The organism is Streptomyces sp. NPDC060064, from assembly GCF_042736455.1.
In the GTDB taxonomy this organism is placed as follows: Bacteria; Actinomycetota; Actinomycetes; order Streptomycetales; family Streptomycetaceae; genus Streptomyces.
In genome coordinates, this window is sequence record NZ_JBHWWF010000005.1 from 79613 (window position 1) to 103107 (window position 23495).

General features: G+C 68.3%; 21 protein-coding genes. 12 read left to right on the forward strand and 9 right to left on the reverse strand.

Annotation, left to right across the window (positions count from 1 at the left end):
• Nucleotides 1–171: 171 nt before the first annotated feature.
• Complete coding sequence (locus ACFWDI_RS08395; protein WP_385302091.1) at nucleotides 172–984, reverse strand: hypothetical protein; 813 nt, start codon at nucleotides 982–984, stop codon at nucleotides 172–174.
• 443 nt (nucleotides 985–1427) lie between these two features.
• Here ACFWDI_RS08395 and ACFWDI_RS08400 point away from each other — a divergent pair, with 443 nt between their 5' ends.
• Nucleotides 1428–2339 carry an oxidoreductase gene (locus tag ACFWDI_RS08400; RefSeq protein ID WP_385302093.1) on the forward strand — a complete coding sequence of 304 codons (912 nt, stop codon included), beginning with the start codon at nucleotides 1428–1430 and terminating at the stop codon, nucleotides 2337–2339.
• Nucleotides 2340–2555: 216 nt separating this feature from the next.
• Nucleotides 2556–3104, forward strand: coding sequence for a CchlQ (locus ACFWDI_RS08405; RefSeq protein ID WP_385302095.1), 549 nt, complete (start codon nucleotides 2556–2558; stop codon nucleotides 3102–3104).
• Between the two features lie 136 nt (nucleotides 3105–3240).
• Here the strand turns inward: ACFWDI_RS08405 and ACFWDI_RS08410 are convergent, their stop codons facing one another.
• Nucleotides 3241–4122: an oxygenase MpaB family protein gene (locus ACFWDI_RS08410; RefSeq protein WP_385302097.1), complete on the reverse strand. Its 882-nt coding sequence runs from the start codon at nucleotides 4120–4122 to the stop codon at nucleotides 3241–3243.
• Between the two features lie 143 nt (nucleotides 4123–4265).
• On the reverse strand, nucleotides 4266–5336 hold the full coding sequence (locus ACFWDI_RS08415; RefSeq protein ID WP_385302099.1) for a PP2C family protein-serine/threonine phosphatase: 1071 nt from the start codon (nucleotides 5334–5336) through the stop codon (nucleotides 4266–4268).
• 473 nt (nucleotides 5337–5809) lie between these two features.
• Between ACFWDI_RS08415 and ACFWDI_RS08420 the strand changes: the two genes are divergently transcribed.
• The 8 genes from ACFWDI_RS08420 (at nucleotide 5810) to ACFWDI_RS08455 (ending at nucleotide 13478) form a co-directional block, all read left to right on the forward strand.
• A complete protein-coding gene (locus ACFWDI_RS08420) occupies nucleotides 5810–6148 on the forward strand; it encodes a DUF6479 family protein (protein WP_385302444.1) in 339 nt (112 codons plus the stop codon).
• Nucleotides 6141–7349: a glutamate--cysteine ligase gene (locus tag ACFWDI_RS08425; RefSeq protein WP_385302101.1), complete on the forward strand. Its 1209-nt coding sequence runs from the start codon at nucleotides 6141–6143 to the stop codon at nucleotides 7347–7349. The genes ACFWDI_RS08420 and ACFWDI_RS08425 overlap by 8 nt, the downstream gene beginning before the upstream one ends.
• Nucleotides 7350–7545: 196 nt before the next feature.
• The gene (locus ACFWDI_RS08430; protein WP_385302103.1) at nucleotides 7546–8229 is read left to right on the forward strand and encodes a HemK2/MTQ2 family protein methyltransferase; all 684 of its coding nucleotides are present in this window, start codon (nucleotides 7546–7548) and stop codon (nucleotides 8227–8229) included.
• Entirely contained in the window at nucleotides 8210–8437 is a 228-nt protein-coding gene (locus ACFWDI_RS08435; RefSeq protein WP_385302105.1) for a CDGSH iron-sulfur domain-containing protein, read from the forward strand. The genes ACFWDI_RS08430 and ACFWDI_RS08435 overlap by 20 nt, the downstream gene beginning before the upstream one ends.
• A gap of 130 nt (nucleotides 8438–8567) precedes the next feature.
• Nucleotides 8568–9449: an iron-containing redox enzyme family protein gene (locus ACFWDI_RS08440; RefSeq protein WP_385302107.1), complete on the forward strand. Its 882-nt coding sequence runs from the start codon at nucleotides 8568–8570 to the stop codon at nucleotides 9447–9449.
• Nucleotides 9450–9786: 337 nt separating this feature from the next.
• Nucleotides 9787–10359, forward strand: coding sequence for a (2Fe-2S)-binding protein (locus tag ACFWDI_RS08445; protein ID WP_385302108.1), 573 nt, complete (start codon nucleotides 9787–9789; stop codon nucleotides 10357–10359).
• Nucleotides 10356–11342 carry an FAD binding domain-containing protein gene (locus tag ACFWDI_RS08450; protein ID WP_385302109.1) on the forward strand — a complete coding sequence of 329 codons (987 nt, stop codon included), beginning with the start codon at nucleotides 10356–10358 and terminating at the stop codon, nucleotides 11340–11342. The genes ACFWDI_RS08445 and ACFWDI_RS08450 overlap by 4 nt, the downstream gene beginning before the upstream one ends.
• Nucleotides 11343–11372: 30 nt before the next feature.
• Nucleotides 11373–13478 carry a xanthine dehydrogenase family protein molybdopterin-binding subunit gene (locus tag ACFWDI_RS08455; RefSeq protein WP_385302111.1) on the forward strand — a complete coding sequence of 702 codons (2106 nt, stop codon included), beginning with the start codon at nucleotides 11373–11375 and terminating at the stop codon, nucleotides 13476–13478.
• A 16-nt stretch (nucleotides 13479–13494) separates the two neighbouring features.
• On the opposite strand, the gene ACFWDI_RS08460 is transcribed toward ACFWDI_RS08455, so the two are convergent.
• From ACFWDI_RS08460 to ACFWDI_RS08470, 3 genes are all read right to left on the reverse strand, one after another.
• On the reverse strand, nucleotides 13495–14466 hold the full coding sequence (locus ACFWDI_RS08460; protein WP_385302113.1) for an LLM class F420-dependent oxidoreductase: 972 nt from the start codon (nucleotides 14464–14466) through the stop codon (nucleotides 13495–13497).
• A 684-nt stretch (nucleotides 14467–15150) separates the two neighbouring features.
• Nucleotides 15151–16293 (reverse strand): DUF1266 domain-containing protein, encoded by a 1143-nt coding sequence (locus ACFWDI_RS08465; RefSeq protein ID WP_385302116.1) that lies wholly within the window; start codon nucleotides 16291–16293, stop codon nucleotides 15151–15153.
• The gene (locus ACFWDI_RS08470) at nucleotides 16290–16946 is read right to left on the reverse strand and encodes a DUF1266 domain-containing protein (protein WP_385302118.1); all 657 of its coding nucleotides are present in this window, start codon (nucleotides 16944–16946) and stop codon (nucleotides 16290–16292) included. Before ACFWDI_RS08470 ends, ACFWDI_RS08465 begins: the two co-directional genes overlap by 4 nt.
• Nucleotides 16947–17733: 787 nt before the next feature.
• Here ACFWDI_RS08470 and ACFWDI_RS08475 point away from each other — a divergent pair.
• Entirely contained in the window at nucleotides 17734–18729 is a 996-nt protein-coding gene (locus ACFWDI_RS08475) for a glycosyltransferase family 2 protein (RefSeq protein ID WP_385302120.1), read from the forward strand.
• 140 nt (nucleotides 18730–18869) lie between these two features.
• Here ACFWDI_RS08475 and ACFWDI_RS08480 read toward each other — a convergent pair whose 3' ends face one another.
• The 3 genes from ACFWDI_RS08480 to ACFWDI_RS08490 all read right to left on the reverse strand — a co-directional run bounded on the left by ACFWDI_RS08480 (nucleotide 18870) and on the right by ACFWDI_RS08490 (nucleotide 21919).
• The gene (locus ACFWDI_RS08480) at nucleotides 18870–19040 is read right to left on the reverse strand and encodes a hypothetical protein (protein ID WP_385302122.1); all 171 of its coding nucleotides are present in this window, start codon (nucleotides 19038–19040) and stop codon (nucleotides 18870–18872) included.
• A gap of 34 nt (nucleotides 19041–19074) precedes the next feature.
• Nucleotides 19075–20577 (reverse strand): DUF6056 family protein, encoded by a 1503-nt coding sequence (locus tag ACFWDI_RS08485; protein ID WP_385302124.1) that lies wholly within the window; start codon nucleotides 20575–20577, stop codon nucleotides 19075–19077.
• Between the two features lie 790 nt (nucleotides 20578–21367).
• Nucleotides 21368–21919 carry an ATP-binding protein gene (locus ACFWDI_RS08490; RefSeq protein WP_385302126.1) on the reverse strand — a complete coding sequence of 184 codons (552 nt, stop codon included), beginning with the start codon at nucleotides 21917–21919 and terminating at the stop codon, nucleotides 21368–21370.
• A 795-nt stretch (nucleotides 21920–22714) separates the two neighbouring features.
• On the opposite strand from ACFWDI_RS08490, the gene ACFWDI_RS08495 reads away from it, so the two are divergent.
• Nucleotides 22715–23488 (forward strand): class I SAM-dependent methyltransferase, encoded by a 774-nt coding sequence (locus tag ACFWDI_RS08495; RefSeq protein WP_385302128.1) that lies wholly within the window; start codon nucleotides 22715–22717, stop codon nucleotides 23486–23488.
• The last annotated feature ends 7 nt before the right edge of the window (nucleotides 23489–23495 follow it).

Genomic DNA, 23495 nt, shown 5'->3' on the forward strand with positions numbered 1-23495 from the left:
GGGCTCGCTGTACTCAACCTAGCGTTCAAGGCGATGCAGAACGTACCTGTGGCGTGAATCGGCCAATCCGGAGCCGTGGCGTCAGGGTGGTTCCAGGGTGCCGCCGGTGGCTCCGGCGGCACCCTGTGACGAGATGAGGGTTGTTCCCTCAGATGTCGCTTTCCTGATGCCTCAGGAGTCGGCTCCGCCGAGCGCGCCCCCGTCGATGCCGGGTGTTGTCCTGGCAAGGCGGGCCTTGCCGACCGGGGCGGGGAGCGTCCAGTTGTCGGCGAGTTGCTTGAGACCAGGCGTCTCGATCGATGTGAACTTGCCTCCGTCGGCCGCCGTGGTGTAGCCGCCGTTCGGCGAGCACATCAGGGGCCGATACTTCTTCGGGGTCAGTACGCATTCGAAGTCGGCGACCTTGCCGTCACCGTTGAGGTCCTTGTTCGGGTGGTCCATGCCGACCAGGTGCCCGATCTCGTGGTTGACGGCGTTCCTGGTGATGGCAGCGTTGATTGCCTTGTTGCTGCTGAACCAGTCGGGCCTCGACCAGTACTCCGTGTCGATCCAGGACCACCCGCCCCACACGCTGTGGTCACCGCTGTTGAAGCAGTGCCACGCGCGGGACATGCCTTTCCTGCCGTCGAACGGCCGGTACTTGGTGCCCAGCGTCAGGACATGGCGCGGCTGGGCTGCGCACCCCTCAGGGGAAGCCTTGAGAGTCGTCGAGACGGTGAACTTGATGCCGGTCACCGAAGTGAGCTGGGCGGCAGCCTGTTTGGCGGCCGGGCCGAGCTTGGTCCGGGCGTCGGCGCTGGCGAACTGGATCGTGTAGCCGGTGCCGTCCCCCGACAGGGAGTGGATGTTGGGCAGTGCCTTCCATCCGTTGCCCGAGTACACCTGAGTGCCGGCCGCGTCGGCAGAGGCGGCGGGAAGGAGTAGCGCGAAGGCTGTGCCAGCGGCTATGGCGAAGAGCTTGCGCCCCAGGCCGGTGTGTTTCATACGGGTCCCCGAAGTCTTCGTTGTCTCGGATGTCGGCGACTCGTGGGGCGCATACTCACACGCGGGCACAATGGCTCGCGGCCCCCCACCGAGTAGCTTCCGCGAGACATTACAGGCCAATGCTTCACGCGGTGTCACCGACTACCCGGACGGGGCAGAGCTGCCCCGCGCATCGTCGGCGTCCACGTCCTGATCGCCGTCGGCGTCAACGCCGACGGCCAACGCGGTTCCCACGGCGTCGACTTCGCCACCTGGCGGACGCAGCTGACTGGCCGATGAACCAGCCGGCACCTGTTGTCTGCCGGAGCATCAGGTCTTCGTCCGCCGGCTCGCTGCCGGCTCCGAGGCTGCGCTGATCACTGGGGCCGCGAGCGGATGCGCTGTCTCTGGCAGGTTGTTGCCACCCTGAGGCGCTCCGAAGGGGTCTGACACAGACTCCGGTCATGACCTCAGAATCGATCACCGCGGCGGCCGCGGGCACCTGGGAACTCGGCGACCTGACAGTCAACCGGATCGGGTTCGGCTCGATGCGCCTGACACAGAACGGCCGGGCGTTCGGGAACGGCATCCCGAGCGATCGTCACCGGGCAATCAGCGTGCTGCGCCGCGCCGTTGAGCTCGGTGTGAACCACATCGACACCGCCGCCTTCTACTTCTCGCCGCTGCGCTCCGCCAACGAGCTGATCAACCGCGCGCTGGCCCCGTACCCGGATGATCTGGTGATCACCACCAAGGTCGGACCGGGCCGGAATCCTTCGGGTGAGTGGCTGTGGGCCACGCCCGGGCAGTTGCGCGGCCAGGTCGAGGAGAATATGCGCCAGCTCGGCCGTGACCACCTCGACGTGGTGAACCTGCGCATCCCACGAAGCCTGGCAACCGGCTCGGTCGCCGAGCATTTCGGTGCGCTGGCCGGTCTGCGCGACTCCGGGCTGATCCGCCACCTGGGCATCTCCAACGTCAGGCCCGAACAGCTCGCCGAGGCCCGGACCATCGCACCGGTGGTCTGCGTGCAGAACTCCTACGGCGTTGGCGCACGGCCCGAGGATCACGACTTCCTGCGCGCCTGCGGGGAGCAGGGCGTCGCGTTCGTACCGTTCTACGCAATCGCCAGTGCCGGGGGTGACGCGGGTGCGAGCGCCACCGACAGCGAAGGGGTACTCGCCGTCGCACGCGCGCATGGCGCGACAGCCGCGCAGGTCCGGCTGGCGTGGACCCTTCAGCAAGGACCGCACGTGCTGGCCATCCCCGGCACCGGCAATCCGGACCACCTCGTCGAGAACGTGGCCGCAAGCGCGCTGCGGCTCTCTGCGGACGAACTGGCCCTCCTCGATTCACTCCACACGGGCGGAGAGTGAGTGAGGCTGTCCACGAACTCCACGTCTGCCTGTCGACGTATCTCACACTTCCACTTGGGCGATTCGATCCAGCAGGTCTGCGCGGGCTGCCCCTGCAGCGTCGTGATGCGGTGCCCCCCTGCGCGGCAACTGGGTCTGGCTTGGCCTCTGTTCTTCGAGGGAAGCCGCGCGTAGATTCCAGACGTCGACGTTGTGATCACTGCTGGGGGGGCAGACGTGGACTGGGGGACGCTCGTCGCGGCGGTCAGTGGTGGCTCTCTTGCCATTTCCGGCACCGTTCTGGCTGACTACCTGCGCCATCGCCACGAAGATGACCGGGGAGTCGGGGCACGGCGGCGGGCTGTGTACATCGAGTTCATCGGAGCCGCTGGGGCGTGCCACGCGCGGTTGCGCCAGATCGCGCAAGCCCCAGGTGCCGAAGTCGACCTGGGCACAGCGACCCGCGCGGCACTGAGCGATGCCGCGATCTACGAAGTACGTGAACGTCTGTTCATCGATGCGACCGCGGCCGTCGCCGGTGCCGGGCAGGTGATGTTCGAGCAGCTCCGTGCTCTTCAACGTGCGGTTGCGGCAGGGGCCTCACCGGCGTCACAGGCCTTTCATGACGTCTACCACCCCTACATCGGCGCGGTTTGGTCCTATCGGGTCGCCGTGCGCAAGGAGCTTGAAGGCCAGTCCCTCTCGCCCGCGGTTTTCGGGTGGGACGGGTGGGATGGCAAGGACCGGTGCCCGATATGCCAAGGGGCGGTCGCTGCGGGAGAGTGAACAACACGGTCCCCGCCTACGACCGAGACGCTGCACTGATCGACAAGATCGTGCCATGAGTTCTACGGACCCCCCGGTGCCCGATGCGGTAGTCGACAGGGGTGTGGCGAGTGCGAGCGGACGCAGTGTCCGCTGGTCAGGTCGTGTGGGCGACGGGCCGGGAAGGCTTTATGGCCCATCGGATCGTCGTGATCAGCGCATGTCCACCCAGTCGTACGCAGGTTTCCTCGATCCCCGGCAGATGGGGCAGCCTCAGCGGCTTGCGGGCCCACAGCGGAAGTGTGGACACCGCGTTGGCGGTGAGGACGGCGTACGGGACTCGGGCGATCCAGGGGAGGGGCGGGTGGAGGAGTATGAAGCGCGCGGCCTCGCGGGCCTCTTGGGTCGCGCGCAGTTCCGGGCGGTAGGCAGCGAGCCGGTCGGCCAGCTCGCTCCGGTTCCGTGGAGGGTCGGTCACACCGAGCGCGGCTGCGACGCGTGCAGTGTCGGCGATGTATGCGTCGCACCCGGTGGCATCCAGGGGATGCGCGCCGTAGCGCTGGTGGGCCTGAAGGAAGCTGTCTACCTCGGCGATGTGCACCCAGGCGAGCAGATGCGGGTCGGCGGCGTGGTATGCCTCCCCGGTGGGGGTGGTCCCTTTCACGCGGTCGTGCGCCTCTCGGACGCGGTCGACCGCTTGCTGGGCGTCGTCGGCGGTGCCGTAGGTCGTCACGGCGAGGAATGTGCTGGTGCGCTGCAGCCGCCCCCACGGGTCACCCTGATAGCCGGAGTGAGCTGCCACCGCGGCCATGGCCAGCGGGTGCAAGGACTGCAGCAACAGGGCCCTCAGTCCGCCGATGAACATCGAGGCGTCGCCGTGGACGGTACGGATTGGCCTGTCCGGACCGAACCAGCGAGGTCCCGGTGTGTCATGAATGCGAGCACGATTGTCCGGGCCCGCGGGGCCTGCGACGCGGGTGAAGAGGCCGCTGCCAAGTCGCTCCCGCAGGTCGAAGGCCCCGGGCACTGACACGTTCACCCAACAAGTATCCGCCTGGACACGATCCGATGGCCGGGCGCCGACGAGTGCGCCTTGAAGATCGCCGACTGGTCCTGGTCCAGCTGGCCGGCCCTGACATCGGCTGAGTCGAGGACCGAACGGTCACCACATAGGAGGCAGCCCTATTCATCCAATTCCTCGTCGAGCCGGTCAACGAGGATCATCGCCACATCGTCCGCCAGATGGCCCTGGGTGTGGCGGACCAATCCCTGATGCAGTTGTTCCAGGAACTCGGGCGGGGTGCGGTCTTTCAGCGCTTCCATGGCCGCGGGCAGAGCGAAGAATTCTTTCTCGCTGTTGCGGGCTTCTGTCACGCCGTCGGTGTACAGCAGCAGGCGGTCGCCGCATGCGAACGGATGGCTCTCCGCCTTGGCCGGAGGGCCGGTGATGAACTCTTCCAGACCAAGGGGCGGCAGTAGTGAAGCGGGCATCACGGCCTGAACCCTGCCCTCACTCAGCACCAGGGGAGGCAGATGGCCACGGTTGACGAAGTCCACTACGGGCCCGTCCGGCACCTGAGCCACGAGCGCGGTGACGAACGATTCCGACTGATCTTGCTCAGCGTCCTGTTCGATCCCGCGCGGCATGGCGCGCTCCCGTCGCAGCGCAGCCGCACAGTGGTTGATGACCTCCACCAGGTCATCTTCATAGTGCACGGCCTCCCGGAAGGCGCCCAGCACGGCTGCGGCCGAGCGCACAGCAGGAAGGCCCTTGCCGCGGACGTCTCCGACGATCATCCGGACCCCGTACCGGGTCTGCACAACCTCGTACAGATCACCGCCGATCTGCGCCCCCGTCTCCGCCGCGATATACATGCTCGCCGCCCGCACTGGGCCGAGTCGGTCGGGTACGGGCCGCAGCAGCACCCGTTGGGCCGCCACGGCAATCCGGCGAATCTGGTTGAGCTCGTTCTGCCTCTGGGTGTGCACCGCGCTACTGGTCGTGACACTGGCCGCGGAGACCAAGAAGAGAGCCAGAAAGTTGGTGTAGACCTGCTGGCTACCCCACGCCTGGTTGTAGGTGGCGGTGGCAACACTGATGGCCAAGGCGAAAGCCGCTGCCGCGAAGGTGCCTTTGGGGCCCATCGCTACCGCGGCCAACGCCGGAGTCGCGGTGAGGAGGGGACCGGTGTACAGAAAGTGCGCAGGTGAGAGCTCGATGACCACCACCAGCACTGCGATCGCGAAGGGCACACACTCCGCCAGTGTGTAGAGGACCCGGCTATGGCCGCCCGCCCCTGGTCGGGGAGAGGAGCGGAAGAGCAACCGCATGGATACAGCGTGCCTCGTCGCAGCTCCATGCTCCACTCGGCGTGTGCTGCCGCCGCGCGGCGGGGCGCCCACAGCACCCGCCAACTCACATACTGAATCGCGATGGCGCCGGTTCCCCGCGGTGATCTGCGCTGGTCGCGCCGCGCCATCGACTCGGTCCGATTTCTGCGCGCAGGCACAATGCACGTCGGCCAATCCTTGAGCACACGCCACTTGACGCGATGCGGGCTTCGTACGCGACATGAATAGGACCGTATCGGGCACCCGCCATCACGTGAGTATCCACAACCGACCCCGATCTCTGGAACTTCCTGGCCATGGTACTGAGCCTTGCATTGTGAATCCGCTGTCGGTCGGGTCGGCTTCCAGTGCACCGAACGGAGGAGATGATCGCCATGAACACATTCCCAGTCGCACTTGGCCGCGGAAGTGTGCCCAGCCTTGCCGCCGACAACGAATGGCTCACAGGAATTGCCCCGTTTTTCATTGGGATCGTTGTGGTGGCCTTCTTGATCGGCCTGGTCGGCTGGGGGATCCGGCGAGGCCGCAGCAGGCCGCCCCGTCCGGATGAGCAGCCCCGACGCCCTGCTCGCCAGACGCACATTGAGGAAACTCGCGAAGCCGACGACTTCGGCGGCGAGGGCGAGAGGCTTAGCCCGCATGAGCTGAGGGGTTTCGGGAACCAGGGTTCCCGGTCGGCTCCCGACAAGGACGTCAGGAAACGCGATGGCTGACGCCGAAGAGGCAGTCGCGGCCAGCGATGCGAACGGCCACGATCAGGCGGCCGTCCCCACCGTGGGTGTGGAGGAGGAGTACTTTCTCGTTCACCCCGGGAGCCGCTCCGTGGAAGCGGGCGGTACCAAGGTGGTCGCACGAGCTTCCTCCGTGATGGGCGATCTGGTCTCCGGCGAGTTCACGGAATACCAAATCGAAGGAAAGACACCACCGTGCTCCAGCTTCGGGGAACTCTTCAGCCGACTGGCCTGGATACGCGGTGCTGTCTCTGCAGCTGCCCAGGCCGAAGGGCTACGCCTGTGCGCATCGGGTACTCCGGTCATCGGAGGCAGCGGACCGGCCGAAATCGGAGACCATCCGCGCTATCGGGCCAGCGTGGACCAGTACCGTGCCATGCTCGACGACTTCGCCGTCTCCGCATTCCATACACATGTGCATCTGCCGGACCGAGAGCTGGGCGTACTGGTGAGCAATCACCTCAGACCCTGGCTACCGCTCCTTGTGGCGATGAGTGCCAACTCTCCCTTCCATCAAGGGCACGACACGGGGTACGAAAGCTGGCGTTCCGTCGTCAGAGGGCGTTTCCCCTGCCTGGGGCCGCCGCCGTACTTCGAATCCCTGGACCACTACGAGCGCCTCGCCGTCGCCATGCAGGAATCCGAGGCCATGTTGGACGCGGCCGTTCCTTTCTGGGACATCCGGCCGAACCCGCGTCTGCCGACGCTGGAGATCCGGTCCATGGATGTGATGCCGGACATCGATGACGCCGCAGCCATGGCGGTCCTGATCAGGGCACTCACGATGACTGCGGCGGCACGGGTCCGGCGTGGCGACCCGGGTCCGCGCCCCAGCAGTGAGCTGCTGCGCGGGGCGTACTGGCGCGCGGCGCGGGACGGCTGGTCGGGCAACGGCGTCGACGCGCTCACCGGCCGGATTCTTCCTGCCTCGGTGCAAGCCGCACGGTTGGTCGACCACGTCCGGCCCGCGCTGGAAGAGCACGGGGACATGGACCAGGTGAGGGCATTCCTGCGGAGGTTGGCGGTTCGGGGGTCCGGTGCCCAGCGCCAGCGCGCCTCTGCTGAATCGCGTCACGGTCTTGTCGGCGTCGTGGACGATCTCATCCTGCTGACGGTCGGCAGCGTTGCATCCGCCTCACAGCAAGCACCGTCCGGGTGCGACGTCAGCTTGCCGCGAGCGTGATGACGGGGAGGCGACGGGATGTGCGCGACGCCGCCGGTGCCCGCGCGTGAGCGGCCGCGCCAGGGGCAATCCGGATGAAACAGTCCATAAATTGTTCCGCTCGGTGTGAGAAGGCCGCCTCAGTGGGCACTCGCGGACTGTGACGGAATGGGCGGCTGTGAAGCACGAGGCGCCGCAAGCAACAGAGGTGACATGGATGCTCAGTCTGGAAAGGGATGACCAGGGCGGCCCTGTACTGGTTCCGCCCAGGGTCTACGCCCCGCACGAGGACACGCTCCTGCTCGCGCAGGCATTGGAACGCGAGCCACTGAGACCGGGTGCCGACGTTCTCGACGTGGGGAGCGGCGGAGGAGCCCTCGCCCTGGCGGCCGCCCGGCGCGGCGCACGCGTCACCGCGGTCGACCGGGCCTGGCGCGCGGCGCTGACCACCCGCCTCAATGCGGCCCTCGCCCGGCTGAGAGTGGAAGTGCTGCACGGCGACCTACTGGCTCCGGTCGAGGGCCGTCGCTTCGATCTCATCCTCAGTAATCCGCCCTACGTGCCCGCACCGGGGCCTGGCCTGCCGCGACGCGGCCCCGCCATGGCCTGGGACGCAGGGCGCGACGGCCGGGCCGTGGTGGACCGGATCTGCGACGGGGCAGCCGGCTTGCTCCGTCCCGGCGGGGCACTGCTGCTGGTGCACTCCGGCCTGTGCGGCGTCGCTCAGACACTGGCGCGTCTGAACAATGCGGGCCTGCGGGCGGCGGTGGTGGACCGCCGCTGTGTCCCCTTCGGGCCGGTGCTGAGCTCACGAAGGCAGTGGCTGGAGGACCAGGGGTTGATCGATCCCGGCGACCAGAAGGAAGAGCTGGTGATCTTCCATGCCGACCGAACCCACTGAGCCGACCGAACCGACTGTGCGGCGTCGCGTCACCCTGACGAGGGACGGCCCGATGCTTGTCGAGGGCCCCGTCGAAGTGGTTCTCGAGGACGGGGGTACGGCGGTGTCGGACCGTTTCACCGTTGCGCTGTGCACCTGCCGACGCAGCCGGACCTATCCGTGGTGCGACACCAGCCACCGTCGCCGGGGGAAGCGGCTAGAACAGTGAAGGCTCCCGTGGAAACCTGTGATGGCCGTCTGGCCGGGCCGGTCCTGCCGGAGAACCGGGGGAGCTCTCCTACGGAGTCGTACGCGCACTGCGTGGCCGTCCCGGCCACCCCTTGCCGGAGGGAGAGGTGGTGGCGTGCGCCCCTCCGTATGGGGACGACCTGCAACTCGCGCTCTACCTCTGCTACGAGCTGCACTACCGGGGGTTTTCCGGCGTCGACCCCGACTGGGAATGGGATCCCGGACTGCTGCGCCTGCGCGGGCAGATGGAGCGGTGCTTTCTTGCCGCGCTGCGCATGGACGCAGGGCGGCGCAGGGGGGTGCAGGAGGCGCTCGAGGACATCCTCGTCGAACCCCTCAACGGCACGGGAACGTCCCATTTCCTCAAGGACCGGGGCGAGTTGTGGCAGCTTCGCGAGTACGCAGCCCAGCGATCCCTCTACCACCTCAAAGAGGCGGATCCGCATGCATGGGTCCTCCCGCGTCTCTGGGGCAGGGCCAAAGCGGCGATGGTGGCGGTGGAGTTCGACGAATTCGGCGCGGGACGTGCGGAGCAAGTGCACGCGCAGCTCTTCGCCGATCTGATGGCGGATCTCGGCCTGGACACGTCCTACGGCCGTTATGTGAATTCCGCCGCTTCGGGGATGCTGACGAGTGTCAACCTGATGTCGCTGTTCGGCCTGCATCGGGCACTGCGGGGCGCTCTGGTGGGGCACTTCGCAGCCGTCGAGGTGACGTCGTCGCCGGGCTCGCGCCGCATGGCTCAAGCACTGCGGCGGGTCGGCGCAGGACCGGCCGCGGTGCACTTCTACGCGGAGCACGTCGAGGCGGACGCGGTGCATGAGCAGGTCGTTCGGCGGGATGTCATCGGCGGTCTGCTCGAAGAGGAACCCTGGCTCGAGGAAGAGGTGGCATTCGGCATCGACGCCACGGGCTGGGTCGATTCCCGATTCGGTGACCACCTCCTCTCGGCGTGGCGCCGCGGTCACTCCAGCCTGCGGAAGCCGCTGTGATACACCGGCCTGACCCGCGGAAGCCGCCTGGGATGACCTTCAGCCATTCGAGGGTCGCTCGTCACGGTGAACAGCACGCCGTCCGGATCGCGCAGGGTCGCCTCCACGCTACAGGGGTCGAGGCCCAGCCCAAGGACGGAGCCGCGTTTGCGCCGCTTCAGGGCAGGTCGGTTGCGGTATGAGTCACTCATTTGCTCGCTTGGGTGCCGCGTACGTGCTTTGTTTCGGCCGCGTTCCCAGGCACTTCCGCCGGCGCTCCACGTGCCGCGAATCGTGGCTTGGTCCAGCCTGGATACGCGACGAGGCGCACAGCGCGACCGGACGAAGGGCCAGGGCCATGGCGGATCCCCACAGCAGTCCGCACGACGCGGGCACGGCTGGAATACTCGACACCCAGTCCTGCATCACCGTGCGGGTGAACGGAATCTCCCAAGCAGTCACGGTCGACAACCGCGAATCGCTCCTGGACGTGCTCCGCGAACGCCTCTCACTCACCGGCGCGAAGAAAGGCTGCGATCACGGCCAGTGCGGCGCGTGCACCGTCCTGGTCGACGGCAGGCGCGTCAACAGCTGTCTACTCCTGGCAGTCGCGCAGGACGGCACTGACGTGGTGACCGTGGAAGGGCTGGCCGAGACTGCCAGTGACCGCCTGCACCCCTTGCAGCAGGCATTCCTCGACCGGGACGCGTTCCAGTGCGGCTACTGCACCCCTGGTCAGATCTGCTCGGCGCTGGGTGCCATCGACGAAGCGGCCGCGGGTCACCCTTCGTGCGCCACGGACCCGGCACATCCCACGGACGGTCCTGTGACGCTGACGGCGGCGGAGATCCGGGAACGACTCAATGGCAATCTGTGCCGCTGCGGCGCGTATCCGAACATCGTCGACGCCGTCGGGGATGTCGTCCGATGAAACCTGTCGCCTATGTCAGGGCCACGACCGTCACCGAAGCGGTCGCCGCGCACGGAGGGCGGCCCGGCGCGTACTACCTCGGCGGAGGCACGAATCTCGTCGACCTGATGAAGCTCGGTGTGGAGACCCCCCACATGCTCGTCGACATCGCCCGGCTCCCGCTCGGCACGGTCGACGAATTGCCGGACGGTGGTCTGCGGATCGGCGCGACCGTCCGTAACAGCGACCTGGCGGCCCATCCCGCGGTACGCGCTCGCTACCCCCTCCTGTCCCAGGCACTCCTGGCCGGTGCATCCGGCCAACTGCGCAACGCCGCCACGACTGGCGGAAACCTCCTGCAGCGCACTCGGTGCGGCTACTTCCAGGATCTGGGCAAGCCTTGCAACAAGCGGGTGCCCGGCAGCGGGTGCGGGGCACGCGACGGAGTGCACCGCGACCACGCCGTGCTGGGGCACTCACCGCACTGCATCGCCACCCACCCGTCCGACATGGCGGTCGCCCTCGCCGCCCTCGCCGCCACGGTCACGCTCCAGGGGAGGGGCGGCGAACGAGCTGTGCCCGTCACAGAGTTCTACCGGCTCCCCGGCGACCGGCCGGACCGGGACACGGTGATCCAGCCGAGCGAACTCATCACCGGTGTGCTGCTCCCCGCCCACCCCGCAGGCCTTCCCTCGGCCTATCGCAAGGCGCGGGACCGGGCCTCGTACGCCTTCGCGCTCGCCTCGGTGGCTGCTGTCCTCGAGGTGGTGGACGGCCTGGTGCGCCACGTGGGGCTGGCCTTCGGTGGCCTTGCCCACGTGCCGTGGCGGGCACGCGAGGCGGAGGCGCACCTCCTTGGAGCGCCGCCCACCATGGAGAACATCAGCCGTGCCGTCGATGCCGAACTGGCCGCGGCACAGCCCCTGCGCGACAACGCCTTCAAGGTCGGCCTCGCGCGCAACCTCGCGACAGACGTCCTGTCCCGGCTCGCCGACCGAACCTGAGCCGAACCGCGTCCCAGGAAGGAGCCCGCGATGGGTCACACCCCTCCGGCGCTCGGCACGCCCGCCGCGCGCAGGGAAGGCCGGGACAAGGTCACCGGCGTCGCCCGCTACGCCTTCGAACACGCCCCTGCCGGCTGCGCGTACGCATGGCCAGTGCCTGCCACCATCGCCCGGGGAGAGGTCGTCGCCATCGACGACTCCGCCGCGCTGGCCCTCCCGGGCGTGCTCGCCATCCTCACCCACGCATCGGCCCCGCGGCTCGCCGAGCCGGACGACCCTACGCTCGCCGTGCTCCAGAACGCCCACGTGCCGCACTGGGGTTGGTACGTCGCCCTCGTCCTCGCGAACTCCTTGGAAGAAGCCCGCGAAGGTGCCCGCCTGGTCGAAGTCGCCTACGACGCATCGCAGCCGCACGACGTCATCCTCACGTCCGACCACCCCCGCGCCTACACACCGGAAGAGGCCAACGGTGGCCATCCCGCGGTTCGCGAGCGCGGTGACGCCGACGCGGCGTTCGCGGAGTCGCCCGTGCGGGTGGATGCCACCTACGTGATCCCGCCGCTGCACAACCATCCGATGGAACCGCACGCCGCCACCGCGGAGTGGCAGGACGGGCGGCTGACCGTGCACGATTCCAGCCAGGGGTCGACCAAGGTCCGCGAAGCCCTGGCCGTTCTGTTCGCACTGCCCGAAGGTGACGTGACCGTCGTGTCCGACCACGTGGGCGGCGGATTCGGTTCCAAGGGCACCCCTCGGCCGCACGTGGTGCTCGCCGCTCTGGCCGCGCGGCACATCGGCCGACCGGTGAAGATCGCTCTGCCGCGGCGGCAGATGCCGACGGTCGTCGGCCACCGCCCTCCCACGCTGCACCGCGTACGGCTCGGTGCGGGGGACGACGGCGTCCTGAATTCCCTCATCCACGAGGTCACCACGCACACCTCACAGATCAAGGAGTTCGTCGAACAGGCGGCGGTGCCCGGGCGCGTCATGTATGCGTCGCCGCACAGCCGCACCAGCCACCGGGTTGTGGCGCTCGACGTCCCGACCCCGTCGTGGATGCGGGCACCCGGCGAGGCGCCGGGCATGCACGCGCTGGAATCGGCCATGGACGAACTGGCCGAGAGCCTGCACCTCGACCCGGTGGAGCTGCGTATCCGGAACGAACCCGGCACGGAACCGGACAGCGGCCGGCCCTTCAGCAGCCGGCATCTCGTCGAATGCCTCACGGAAGGGGCCCGCCGCTTCGGCTGGGCGGAGCGTGACCCGCGGCCCGCAATCCGGCGCACCGGCCCGCTCCTGACCGGCACCGGCGTCGCGGCGGCCACATACCCCGTTCTCGTGGGACCCTCCACGGCCACGGCCCATGCGCGGGCCGACGGCACGTACGTCGTCCGGATCAACGCGACGGACATCGGCACAGGGGCCCGTACCGTCCTCGCGCAGATCGCGGCTGATGCGCTGGGCGCCCCGCTGGAGTCCGTACGCACGGAGATCGGCAGCAGTGATCTGCCGTCCGCATCGCTCGCCGGCGGGTCGTCCGGGACCGCTTCGTGGGGGTGGGCCGTCCACAAGGCGTGCACCGCGCTGGCTGAACGCCTCGCCGAGCAGCCCGGATCGGTGCCCGCCGAGGGCATCACCGCCCGGGCCGACACGGCTGCCGACGTGGACCGTGCGTCGCCTTTCTCCCGACACGCGTTCGGAGCCCACTTCGCCGAGGTGCAGGTGGACACGGACAGCGGTGAGGTACGCGTTCGCCGCCTTCTCGGCATGTACGCGGCCGGCCGCATCCTCAACCCGCGTACCGCGCGGTCCCAGTTCGTGGGCGGTATGACGATGGGGCTGGGCATGGCCCTCACCGAGGGCAGCACCATGGATGCCGCGTTCGGTGACTTCGCCGAAAGCGACCTGGCCGCTTATCACGTGCCCACGCACGCGGACGTGCCGGTCATAGAAGCGCACTGGCTCGATGAGCGGGACACCCATCTCAATCCGATGGGAAGCAAGGGGATCGGCGAAATCGGCATCGTCGGCACGGCCGCGGCCATCACCAACGCCGTCCACCACGCCACAGGCACCCGCTTCCGCGAACTCCCACTGACGCCCGACCGGGTACTGGCCGGGATTCAGCTGAATTGACGGCCACTGGCTGGACTTACCCGAAGGCCTCGCTGAGGGCGGGCAGCAGCGTCTTCGCCGACCAGTCGAGGAATTCGGGCTGGGTCTCGCCACCGATCTGGACCAGCGCTACATCCGTGAAGCCCGCGTCGACGAACGGGCGTACGGCCTCTACGAAGTCTTCGACGTCGCCGCCGCACGGAATGGAGTCGGCGACGTCCTCGGGGCGTACGAACCGGGTCGCCGATGCGAAGGAATCCGGATGCGGTAGTTCCGCGTTGACCTTCCAGCCGCCTCCGAACCAGCGGAACTGGTCATGGGCCCGCCGCACCGCCGCGTCCCGGTCGGTGTCGTAGCAGACCGGCAGCTGGCCGACGCGTGGCTTGCCCTCTCCGCCGTGCCGGTCGAACGAGGTCAGCAGGTCCGCCTTCGGTTCCGTGGCGACGACGAAGTCGGCAAGGCGGCCGGCGAGGGAACAGGAACGCTCGCCCGACACGGCGATCCCGATGGGCGGAAGGTGGTCCGGCAGATCCCACAGCCGGGCCGAGTCCACATCGAAGTGGGCGCCGTGGTGGGTGACATGGCCTCCCTCGAACAGCGCGCGGATGATACCGACCGCTTCCTCGAACATCTCATGCCGCACATCCACCGACGGCCAACCGCCGCCCACGACATGCTCATTGAGGTTCTCCCCGGACCCCAGGCCCAGACGGAACCTGCCTTCGGACAGCAGCTGCATGGTCGCCGCCTTCTGCGCCACCACTGCCGGGTGGTAACGGAACGTCGGGCACGTCACGTACGTCGTGAGCGGGATGCGCGAGGTCGCTTGAGCGGCCGCCCCGAGGACACTCCACGCATACGGGGAGTGGCCCTGCGAGCGTAGCCAGGGGAAGTAGTGGTCAGACGTCACCGAGAAGTCGAATCCCGCGTCTTCGGCCTGGACGACGTGGTCCACCAGCTCGCGGGGGCCTGCCTGCTCGGTCATCATCGTGTATCCGATTTGCACCATGGTCAGTGAATTCCCGTGTTCGTTGGAGTGGTCAGCGGCTACTCGCTGTGCGACGTCGCTTCGTGTTCGGCTTCGGAGATCTCGTGGCCGGGGGGGAGCCACGCGCCGCCGATCTCGCGGTGGGAGGGCCACCGCCTGCAGCACCCGGCCATCGGCCGCAGGTTCCATGTGTGTCCGCTCAAGGAGCGGGGCCGTCCGCGTCCCCCGGCGGTTTCGTGCGTCGCGGGGCCGCCGGTGCCGCGGTCTCAGGGTGGCGAAGCCGTCGCCCCTGGCCACCAGGTCGTCCGCCGTCTCGCGAGCCTCGTCATCGGCCGGACGTATCCCTGAGCCCCGCAGCATGCACGGCAGGGTGCGGTCGAGCATGGTGCCTCCAGGAATCCGTTCCGCCGACGCCTCGTCCGGCCCCTCGTCCTGGCCGGTTTCCTCCCACAGAGCCTTTGACACTTCCGGGACGCCGACGGGCCCTCCACGCGCGCTGTCCTTCGTTCAGGGCAGCCGTCTACTCCGACTGGCTCTTGCTCGCGCCTCGCATGCGTTCGCGCCTCCTGGTGTCGCACCCGCCCTCGGCCCGCTGCGTGCGTGGATAGGGACGTGACGGCTCAACAGGGGAGCACCCTGTGGTGATGCGCGGGCACGCCCGCCGGCCGGTGGCTGTGCCCGCATGGAACGAGCCGAGCGGGGCGGTCAGTTCCAGCGGATGTTCCGCCAGGGGCTGCCCTCGTTCTCCATCAGGATCCGGTGGGACGACAGCGCGTCCTCGTAGTAGGGGCCGTACTCCTCGTCGTCGAAGCGCAGCACCCTGCCCAGCACATAGCCGGCGCAGAAGTCCTGCCACGACCCGTACGCCGCCTTGGCGAGCGCGCCCGCGTGCACGATCGCCTGCTCCGCCTCGTGGGGTGTGCAGAACCGGGCGGCCAGCCCCCAGCGGGCCACGGAGGGCGCCCGTCCGTAGTCGTACGCGGCGGCCGTGGCGACCCTGCCGTCATCGGGCAGCAGTCCGTCGGCCCGGAATCTGGCCTCGTACCGCAAGATACGGCGCACCAGCTCCTCCATGTCCGTGACGACGGACTGCGGCGCGCCCTGGTCGTGCAGCGTTCCGGCAGCGGTCTCGCGCCACAGATCCGCGGGCGGGAGCTCGCCCGTTCCCCTGCGCAGGTGCTCGCGCACACGTAGCGCGAACTCGGGCTCCGGCGGGCTGTTGGAGTAGTCCAGCAGGGCCGTCATCTGGTTGTGCCAGCTCGCGTTGTCGCTGATCGCCCAGGATTCGAGCAGCATGCGCCGCTGGGAGTAGTAGTCGAGATAGACCGTGCCGGCCTCGTTCCAGGGCACGCCGTTGGCCACAGCGAGGTGCGCCCCGCAGGCGAGCCCGAAGGCGAGCGGCCCGAACAGCGGTCCGGTGTGCAGGGCATTCAGCCGGTTCTGCGTCGTGCGGTCGTTCTCCGTGTGGTAGCGGCGCCACAGGGCGTGGTCCTGCGGCGAGGCCGGCAGACTCACGGCGGCGGGCGTTCCCGGGTTGACGGCGAGCCACACCGTGGGATCCGGCCATTGAAAGTCCGCGATCCAGTCCAGATCCACCTCATGGAAGATCCAGTCCGGGTGCCAGGGCGGCAGCATGCCTCGGGTGAGCAGGAGCTTGCAGCGTGACCCGGTCACCGGGTGTGCGACCGGCCGCCAGCGGACGATGCCCGGCTCGGCGTCGACTTCGGCCCGGTGCTGCCCGATGTACAGCTCCTCCGCCGCCAGCACCTTCAGCTGCGCATCCACGTCGCCGCGCAGCCCGGCCTCGTGCAGCAGACGCTCGACCTGTGTCGGTGGTGTCCAGTTCATGACCACGGCAGGATCCGGTAGGGAGTCTTGGGGGCCTGGGTCAGAATGCGGTGCTGGACCACCGACTCCTGGTAGGTCTGCCCGAACTCCTCGTTGTCGAAGGCGAGTACACGAGCGAGCGAGTACGCGGCGGAGAACGCCTCCCACGAGGCATAGGTCTCCCGGCTCAGCCGGCCGGCCTTGAGAACGGCCTCTTCCGCTTCCCTCGGATCGGTCAGGCGGGCTCCGAGGCCCATCCGTACGAAAGTGATGATTCGCCCGTAGTCGAAGGCGTTCAGTGAGTTGACGCGTTCATCTGCGCCGAGTACCCCGTCGGCGCGGAACTGCTCCTCGTAGCGGGCGATCCGCCCCGCGGTCCGCCGGACCTCCTCGACGGTCTCCTCGTCGGCCCTGCGCAGGACCGCGGACCGGATTACGGCATCCAGCCACTCTCCCCCGGAGGGCGTCCTGCCCAGGCGTTCGGCCAGCCCGGCACGTGCGCTCAGGGCGATGGCCTCCTCCCAGCCGGAGAGCTGGGCCCCGTACAGGGCGGCGAGCGTGCGGAGATACTGGCCGCGGTTCGTCACCTTCCACGTGTTGCGCAGCGTGCCGACGTCCTTGCGGTAGTCGAAGTACGTCGTGCCGAGTTCGTTCCACGCGATGCTGTTGTGCACCGACAGATGCGCACCGCAGGCCAGACCGTGGGCCCAAGGCGCCCTGCAGTGGGCCGCCCGCGTGCGTGACCAGCAGCCCGCGGGGTGGGCCGCCGTTCTCGGTGGTCGCCTTCAGCCATGCCTGACGGTGGGACCGCTTGGCCTCGATGCTGACGGCACACGGCGTACCCGTGTTGACCGATAGCCGCCATTTGTCGTTCGGCCAGATCTGGGCGAGCTCCGCAAGAGTGGTGGACCAGTGCACCCACTCCGGATGCCAGGGCGGCAGCATGCCCGCCGTGTGGACGGAGATGCTCCACTTGCCGGTCTGGGAGTCCTTGGCCGGAACGAACGGGACGGTGGAGCCCGGGGTGTCCGCGTAGAGGCGGCCGACCGGCAGGAAGAGCGTCGCGCGGGCGAGCACACCCAGTTCCGCCTCGACGGAGCCGGCCGCCCTTGCTTCGTACAGCAGTTGCTCGGTCTCCGTCGGCGGGACCCACCCCGTTGTCCTCGTTGTCACAGGCTCGATCTTATGAACGGCCCCCACGGTGCCGGGTCAGGGGGTCACTGCACGTATGCGTCCGGCTCCTGCTTTTCCGCACAACCCGCTCAAGGGGAACCTGGGCCCAGATGTGACGGCTTGGGCAAGCTCCCCGACGAAGTCCAGCGAGTCATCCCGCTGTTCCACCATGACTTCGGTGCCCACTGTGAGGCCGGGAGGCAACCTCTACGGCCCGCCGACCATCCTCCATACGCGACGACTTGCAGAGTTACGCAGCCGGCCCGCACCTCAGCACCATGGAGAGAGATGACAACGGTTCATACTTCGGTCGTCGTGCCCTGCTTCAACGAGAGTGAAGTGATCGACGCCTTTCACACGGCGCTGGTCGCCGCTCTCGAGTCGACTGGTACCGCCTTCGAGATCTGTTACGTCGACGACGGCAGCAGCGACCACACCCGTATGCACCTCCGGGACCTTGCGGCAGCGGACTCCCGCGTGCGCTACACCTCCTTCAGCCGTAACTTCGGCAAGGAGTCGGCGATGCTCGCCGGGCTGAGGATGTCCGACGGCGAAGTGGTCGTCCTCATGGATGCCGATCTGCAGCACCCTCCGGAGCTGGTGCCCCGCATGCTGGAGCTGCATCGGCACGGCTTCGACCAAGTCGTCGCCCGGCGCGACCGTGTCGGAGAAGGCGCGGTTCGCAGGACTCTCAGCCGCGCGTACTACGGTCTGGTGCGCCGCTTCATGGAGGTCGAGGTCGTCGACGGGGCAGGCGACTTCCGGCTGCTGTCGCGCCGAGCTGTCGACGCCGTCCTCTCCCTCCCGGAGAGCAACCGATTCTCCAAGGGGCTCTTCTCCTGGATCGGCTTCGACACCGTCAGTTTCACCTACCAGAATGTGGAGCGGGCGGCCGGGCAGTCCAAGTGGGGCGGCCGGCGCCTGCTCAACTACGGCATCGACGGGCTGCTCTCCTTCAACAGCCGCCCACTGCGCATGGCGATACACACCGGACTCTGGCTCTTCCTGTCCGCCCTCGGCTATGCGCTGTGGATCATCGCGAACGTCCTGCTCGACGGGGTGGACACGCCCGGTTACGCGACCCTGATCACTGCCATCGTCGCACTCAGCGGCATCCAGCTCGCCACGCTCGGCGTCATCGGCGAGTACGTGGGACGTATCTACCACGAGGCGAAGCGGCGGCCGCACTATGTGGTCCGGGAGACAAACCTCTCCCACACGGCGGCCGCCTCCGCATCCGAGCTCAGGGACGCTTTGTCGAGTAACGGTGTCACCCGCCATTGAGTTCGGGGCGTGCCGGCATGGTGGTTCGTTGTTTGGCGGGTGGTCAGCAGGCGACTGCCGCAGCTCGGCGTTGGTGTGCTCGACGCAGATCCGGGCTGATGACTGCCGGTCGCCGCGCTTCGCGCCAGGCGTGCTTGTCGCTAGGTGAAGGGCGCGATGGCCTTCCAGCTGTCCTCCGTGGCCATGCCGGCCCCGATGGCTTCAAGGGCTGCGTAGGCCGCCGGGAACCAAGGCTCGTCCTTGCGGAACCGCGCGGTCTCGCGCCGGGTCTCCCCGGCGATCGTGATACCGACGGCCCTGGTCCATGGCATGCCCTTCGGACGCCACAAAACAGCCACCCCACGATCAATCGTGGGTGCGACCGTAAGTGACCTTGTCCAGGTGGTAGTAGTCGGCGACACACTGTGCCGGCCAGATCCTGCGGCCCTGGTTGCTGAAGGGCTCCAGCATCCTGGCGACCGAAACGGGCGTGTACGGGGCAACCTTGGCGCCGTCCGCCGCCTGCTCGCGCAGATACCGGTCCTGACCGTCCCACTTCTCGGCCCGTACCTCCATTGCGTCCCCGAGTCCGTTCAGCGGGCCGACCAGCCCCAGCACGGCCGCGGCGCAAACCGCCGCGGCCGCCGCGGTCGCCACCCCCGTACGGCGCCCACGCAGCCGAAGTGAGCGCCCGATGAAGGCACCGACGCCGACCAGCAGCATGACGTAGAGCAGGAGGTAGTCGTTCCAGGTGCGTTCCGTCGTCACCACGTCTGCTCCGAAGACGGGGTAGGTGATGACGGTGCACAGGTAGCCGGAGACCAGGAAAGCGGCCGCGCCGAGAGTGGTGAGCAGCAGCGGGCGGCAGGGGAGCAGGACGGCGGGCCGCCGAGCCTGGCCCCGTGCCAGCAGTCCGAGCAGTACGCCGGCCGCGACAGCTCCGGCGTACTGCCAGGTGGTGAGGATCGTCTCGAGGATCTGCGCATATCCCCGCAGGGAGTCCAGCAGCGACTCGGGGGCGAACATGGATGCACGATCGGCACCGTAGTGCTCGCGGCGATTGCGCGAACCAGGAGATGTCACCAGCACGACCGTGCCGATGGCGATGCCTGCCATCCCGAGCAGCGACCAGCGGCGTGCGAAGGCCTTTACCCGCACGGTGAAGACGCGGTGCGCGAACAGCACCACACATGACAGCACCACCAGGGCGACGACCGACGCCTCTTCGGAGAGCGTGCCCATGAAGACGCCTGCCGTGAACACGATGGCCAGGGCGGCGATACGGCTGCGGCGGCCGCCTGCGCGCAGCAGCGGGATGGCGACAGCGCAGGCGAGCACCGGTGCGACTGTGTGCGAGACGGAGGCCGCGGGCCAGTAGAACGTCTTGTACGTATTGGGTGTCGCGAAGAGGAACACCGCGGTGATCATGGACGTCAGGAGCAGCGGGAGACCACGCGGCACCGCCAGATCGGCCCTGCGCAGGAGTTGAACGGTCAGCGCCCACAGCAGCGCCAGCATGAGCACTCCGCTGATCAGCCCGAACCACTGGTGCCCGGCGACGGGGAACTGCGCGTACAGCCCGACCAGCAGGCCGTTGCCGACCCGTCCGTTGTCGGTGAAGTAGAACTTCCCGATCAGCCCGGAGATGCCGTGGTCACGCACGCTCGGCAGGAAGCACCACTCGTCCGCGCTCGGGCGCACGTGGCGGCCGATCCACGACGCCATGACGAGCAGACCGAGCGGCAGCAGCGACAGAGCCAGAGGCCAGGCGGTCCGCCATGACGACGAGTTGTCCTGCCCGCCGTTCCATCGCTCATCACCGGACTCCTGGCCCCGCTCTCGTGCGACGCTCGATGCGTCGACGGCCATATCAACACTGCCTTTCGGGAAAGTAATGGTGCGTCACCCTAGAGGTGAATCCTGGGTGTGCCGTTCCATCTTCGCCGCGGCAAGATCGGCGAGTCGCTGCCCGGGCCGCCCATCTGGCGGCCGCCTGGCAGGTGGCGTAGGGGTGTCAGCCGGACCCGCTGTGACGTACTCCGGCAGGGCCGGCCCAGGTCCCCGTGGGCGCCCGGTACGCCGACCGGTTACGTCGAAGCCACAGCCCGTCGTCCAGGGGTGGCCGTGGTATGGCGGCCGGTGTTCTACAACTCTTCGTCACTTCTTCGCGGCGACCCCGTAATCAGCGGTTGGAGGAGTGGCAGAGGGTGCGGTCTCCGCTTCCGCTCAGCGGGGGCAGGGGCGGCCCAGTTTCCTGGCATCGGTGGCCATGGTGAGGCGGTGTCGAGCCTGTCCCGGGTGTTCACCAGATCACTGATCCGCTTGTCGATGCGCAGCGCCCGCACGCTCACGCCCGTTGCGGCGGCGAGTCCACCGATGCGCATAGTCGTCCAGGTCGGCACGTGCTTGCTTCAGGACGCCTCGAAGCCGGTCCCGTTCGACCGCGACCGTGGCTCCCTCGGGGTCATGCTCGTCGTCGTGGAAGTCTGTCTGCGCTGGTCAGGGGCCTGTTTTTGAGTGTGATCGGCACGCATCAGCACGCCGCCGGGGCTGGCACCAGAAGGGCCCCGGCAGGCGAGCCCACCTGACCGCCGACAGTCGGGTGCCGGACGGGTCAGCCGTGACGCACAGCCCTGCGGTCACTGCGATCACCTGGGCTTCACCGTTGAAAGTGCATCACCGGGCATGCGTCAGCCAGACATGCCGCGAGGTCCGCGGAGTCGGCGGCGGGGAAGAGCACCCGGACTTCCTTGCCGCGCGTGGGCACCCGGCGTACCTGCAACGCGCCGCCTGCCTCGCGGGCGAGGCTGTCGACGATCATCAGGCCCCGTCCGCATTCCTGTCCGGAATCGGCCGTGGGCAGGGGCTGCGGCAGGAAGGGGTGCTCGTCGTGCACTGCCAGCGCCAGCGTCGTCCCGGTTCTGGTGAGCATCACTGTGGTTCTGACCGATTGCGGGACGGCGTGCCGTGCGGCATTGCCGACCAGCTCGGAGATCACTAGCGCGGCCGTGTTCAGCCCGTCCTCGTGCAGCCCCCAGTCCCGCAGGACGCAGGTCGCCCTCTTTCGGGCGACGGGGACCTCGGCGGGTACCGCTGGCACGGTGAAGGTGTAAACGGAAACGGCGTTGCCCGGCCAGCGACGAGAGGCCGCGACACGGTGTGCGATGGTGCCGCGCCGCGCCGTGGACGGATTCAAGACGGTGGTTCGCATGGCGATTTCCCGGTGGATTTGCTCGGCAGGGTTTCCTGCGGCTGTTCAACCGCGCCCTCGGGCGTGCTCTGACCAGCGGCGCGCCACGCTGCGTCAACCGCTGCACACGATCGGCTCCACAAAGCACCCCGACCGTTGTTCGACATTGCCGAACTCTAATTGCGTTCCGCCTACGGGACAAGGGTCAGTTCTACGCATATGTGTCCCACTCGGCAGCCCGCGCCTCGCACGACCGAGACGGCGTCGGCGCCACCGCCGCCCTGAAATGCCGCGCCACCTCACGGTCACCGGCCCTGCCTCGATCAACTCGGCCGAAGCGGGGCGCACCCGCTCACGCCGAGCTCGGTCCTCGACGTTCAACCCCGGAGGAGATCGGCGACAACCGGCGCCTGGTCGGCGGGGGGTCGCTGCAATCCTCGGCTGGACCCGGCGCTGACCATCCCACTTGAGGTGGAAGCTGACCATCCCACTTGAGGTGGAAATAGTCATGTGCTCGGACTGGCTGGGAATGTGCGGCGTCAGGGACTGCCGACCCCGTGATGTGACGCTCGCTGTCCGATGCGGGGGAGGTGTCAGGGGTGAAGATCGGTGTGCGACACCGTGTGAGCCGGCGGGGCTCTGTCCTTGCCGGGAATGGCGCTGCGCAGACGCGTTGCCGCCGCAGGTATGACCGGAACAGGTAGGTGGGAACCCGCCCCCACCCGGCACATGGGGGACTGAGTCGGTGCGCCCGCAGCGGTGTTGCTTCCTCACCAGGGCCTGTCCGGCGGATCATGTGACTACTAGGCTGCGGCGATGGAACGCGTAACCGACGTGCCCGAGAGCTTCGCCCGGTCTGCAGATCGGGACCAGGTGAATGACTACGACAGTTTCGCCGAGGCGTACTCGGCGGAGAACGAGAACAACTTCGTGAACGCGTACTACGAGCGGCCCGCGATGTTAGCCCTCGCCGGAGACGTGGCCGGCCGTCGGATCCTGGACGCCGGCTGCGGCTCGGGCCCCCTGTCCGCTGCACTACGCGACCGCGGTGCGGTCGTCACCGGCATCGACGCCAGCGCCGGGATGCTGGCGTTGGCAAGGCGGCGGCTCGGTGACGACGTAGCCCTGCACGTGGTCGACCTCAGTGACCGCCTGCCGTTCGCCGACGGTGCGTTCGACGACGTGGTCGCGTCGCTGGTGCTGCACTACCTGGAGGACTGGGGGCCGACGCTGGCCGAGTTGCGGCGAGTGCTCAGGCCCGGCGGCCGGCTGATCGCGTCGGTGGACCACCCCTTCGTCGCCTACACGATCCAGGATCCTCGGCCCGACTACTTTGCGACCACCAGCTATACCTTCGACTGGACGTTCAACGGGCAGTCCGTCCCGATGAGGTTCTGGCGCAGGCCATTGCACGCGATGACCGATGCCTTCACCACCGCCGGTTTCCGCCTTGCCGTCATCAGCGAGCCGCAGCCCGACCCGGCCGCCCGTGAGCTGTTCCCGGACGACTTCCATGACCTTTCGATCAAAACCACCTTCCTGTTCTTCGTCGTCGAGGTACCGCCGTCGGCTACCGGCTCGGACGACTAGCCAGTCG

Bases quoted from the DNA above. Each gene is read 5' to 3' on its own strand.
- ACFWDI_RS08480 (WP_385302122.1), bottom strand. From the start codon at position 19,040: ATGCCATGGACCAGGGCCGTCGGTATCACGATCGCCGGGGAGACCCGG.
- ACFWDI_RS08460 (WP_385302113.1), bottom strand. From the start codon at position 14,466: ATGGTGCAAATCGGATACACGATGATGACCGAGCAGGCAGGCCCCCGC.
- ACFWDI_RS08495 (WP_385302128.1), top strand. From the start codon at position 22,715: ATGGAACGCGTAACCGACGTGCCCGAGAGCTTCGCCCGGTCTGCAGAT.
- ACFWDI_RS08445 (WP_385302108.1), top strand. From the start codon at position 9,787: ATGGCGGATCCCCACAGCAGTCCGCACGACGCGGGCACGGCTGGAATA.
- ACFWDI_RS08450 (WP_385302109.1), top strand. From the start codon at position 10,356: ATGAAACCTGTCGCCTATGTCAGGGCCACGACCGTCACCGAAGCGGTC.
- ACFWDI_RS08490 (WP_385302126.1), bottom strand. From the start codon at position 21,919: ATGCGAACCACCGTCTTGAATCCGTCCACGGCGCGGCGCGGCACCATC.
- ACFWDI_RS08425 (WP_385302101.1), top strand. From the start codon at position 6,141: ATGGCTGACGCCGAAGAGGCAGTCGCGGCCAGCGATGCGAACGGCCAC.
- ACFWDI_RS08430 (WP_385302103.1), top strand. From the start codon at position 7,546: ATGCTCAGTCTGGAAAGGGATGACCAGGGCGGCCCTGTACTGGTTCCG.
- ACFWDI_RS08485 (WP_385302124.1), bottom strand. From the start codon at position 20,577: ATGGCCGTCGACGCATCGAGCGTCGCACGAGAGCGGGGCCAGGAGTCC.
- ACFWDI_RS08465 (WP_385302116.1), bottom strand. From the start codon at position 16,293: ATGAACTGGACACCACCGACACAGGTCGAGCGTCTGCTGCACGAGGCC.
- ACFWDI_RS08455 (WP_385302111.1), top strand. From the start codon at position 11,373: ATGGGTCACACCCCTCCGGCGCTCGGCACGCCCGCCGCGCGCAGGGAA.
- ACFWDI_RS08420 (WP_385302444.1), top strand. From the start codon at position 5,810: ATGAACACATTCCCAGTCGCACTTGGCCGCGGAAGTGTGCCCAGCCTT.
- ACFWDI_RS08400 (WP_385302093.1), top strand. From the start codon at position 1,428: ATGACCTCAGAATCGATCACCGCGGCGGCCGCGGGCACCTGGGAACTC.
- ACFWDI_RS08395 (WP_385302091.1), bottom strand. From the start codon at position 984: ATGAAACACACCGGCCTGGGGCGCAAGCTCTTCGCCATAGCCGCTGGC.
- ACFWDI_RS08475 (WP_385302120.1), top strand. From the start codon at position 17,734: ATGACAACGGTTCATACTTCGGTCGTCGTGCCCTGCTTCAACGAGAGT.
- ACFWDI_RS08435 (WP_385302105.1), top strand. From the start codon at position 8,210: ATGCCGACCGAACCCACTGAGCCGACCGAACCGACTGTGCGGCGTCGC.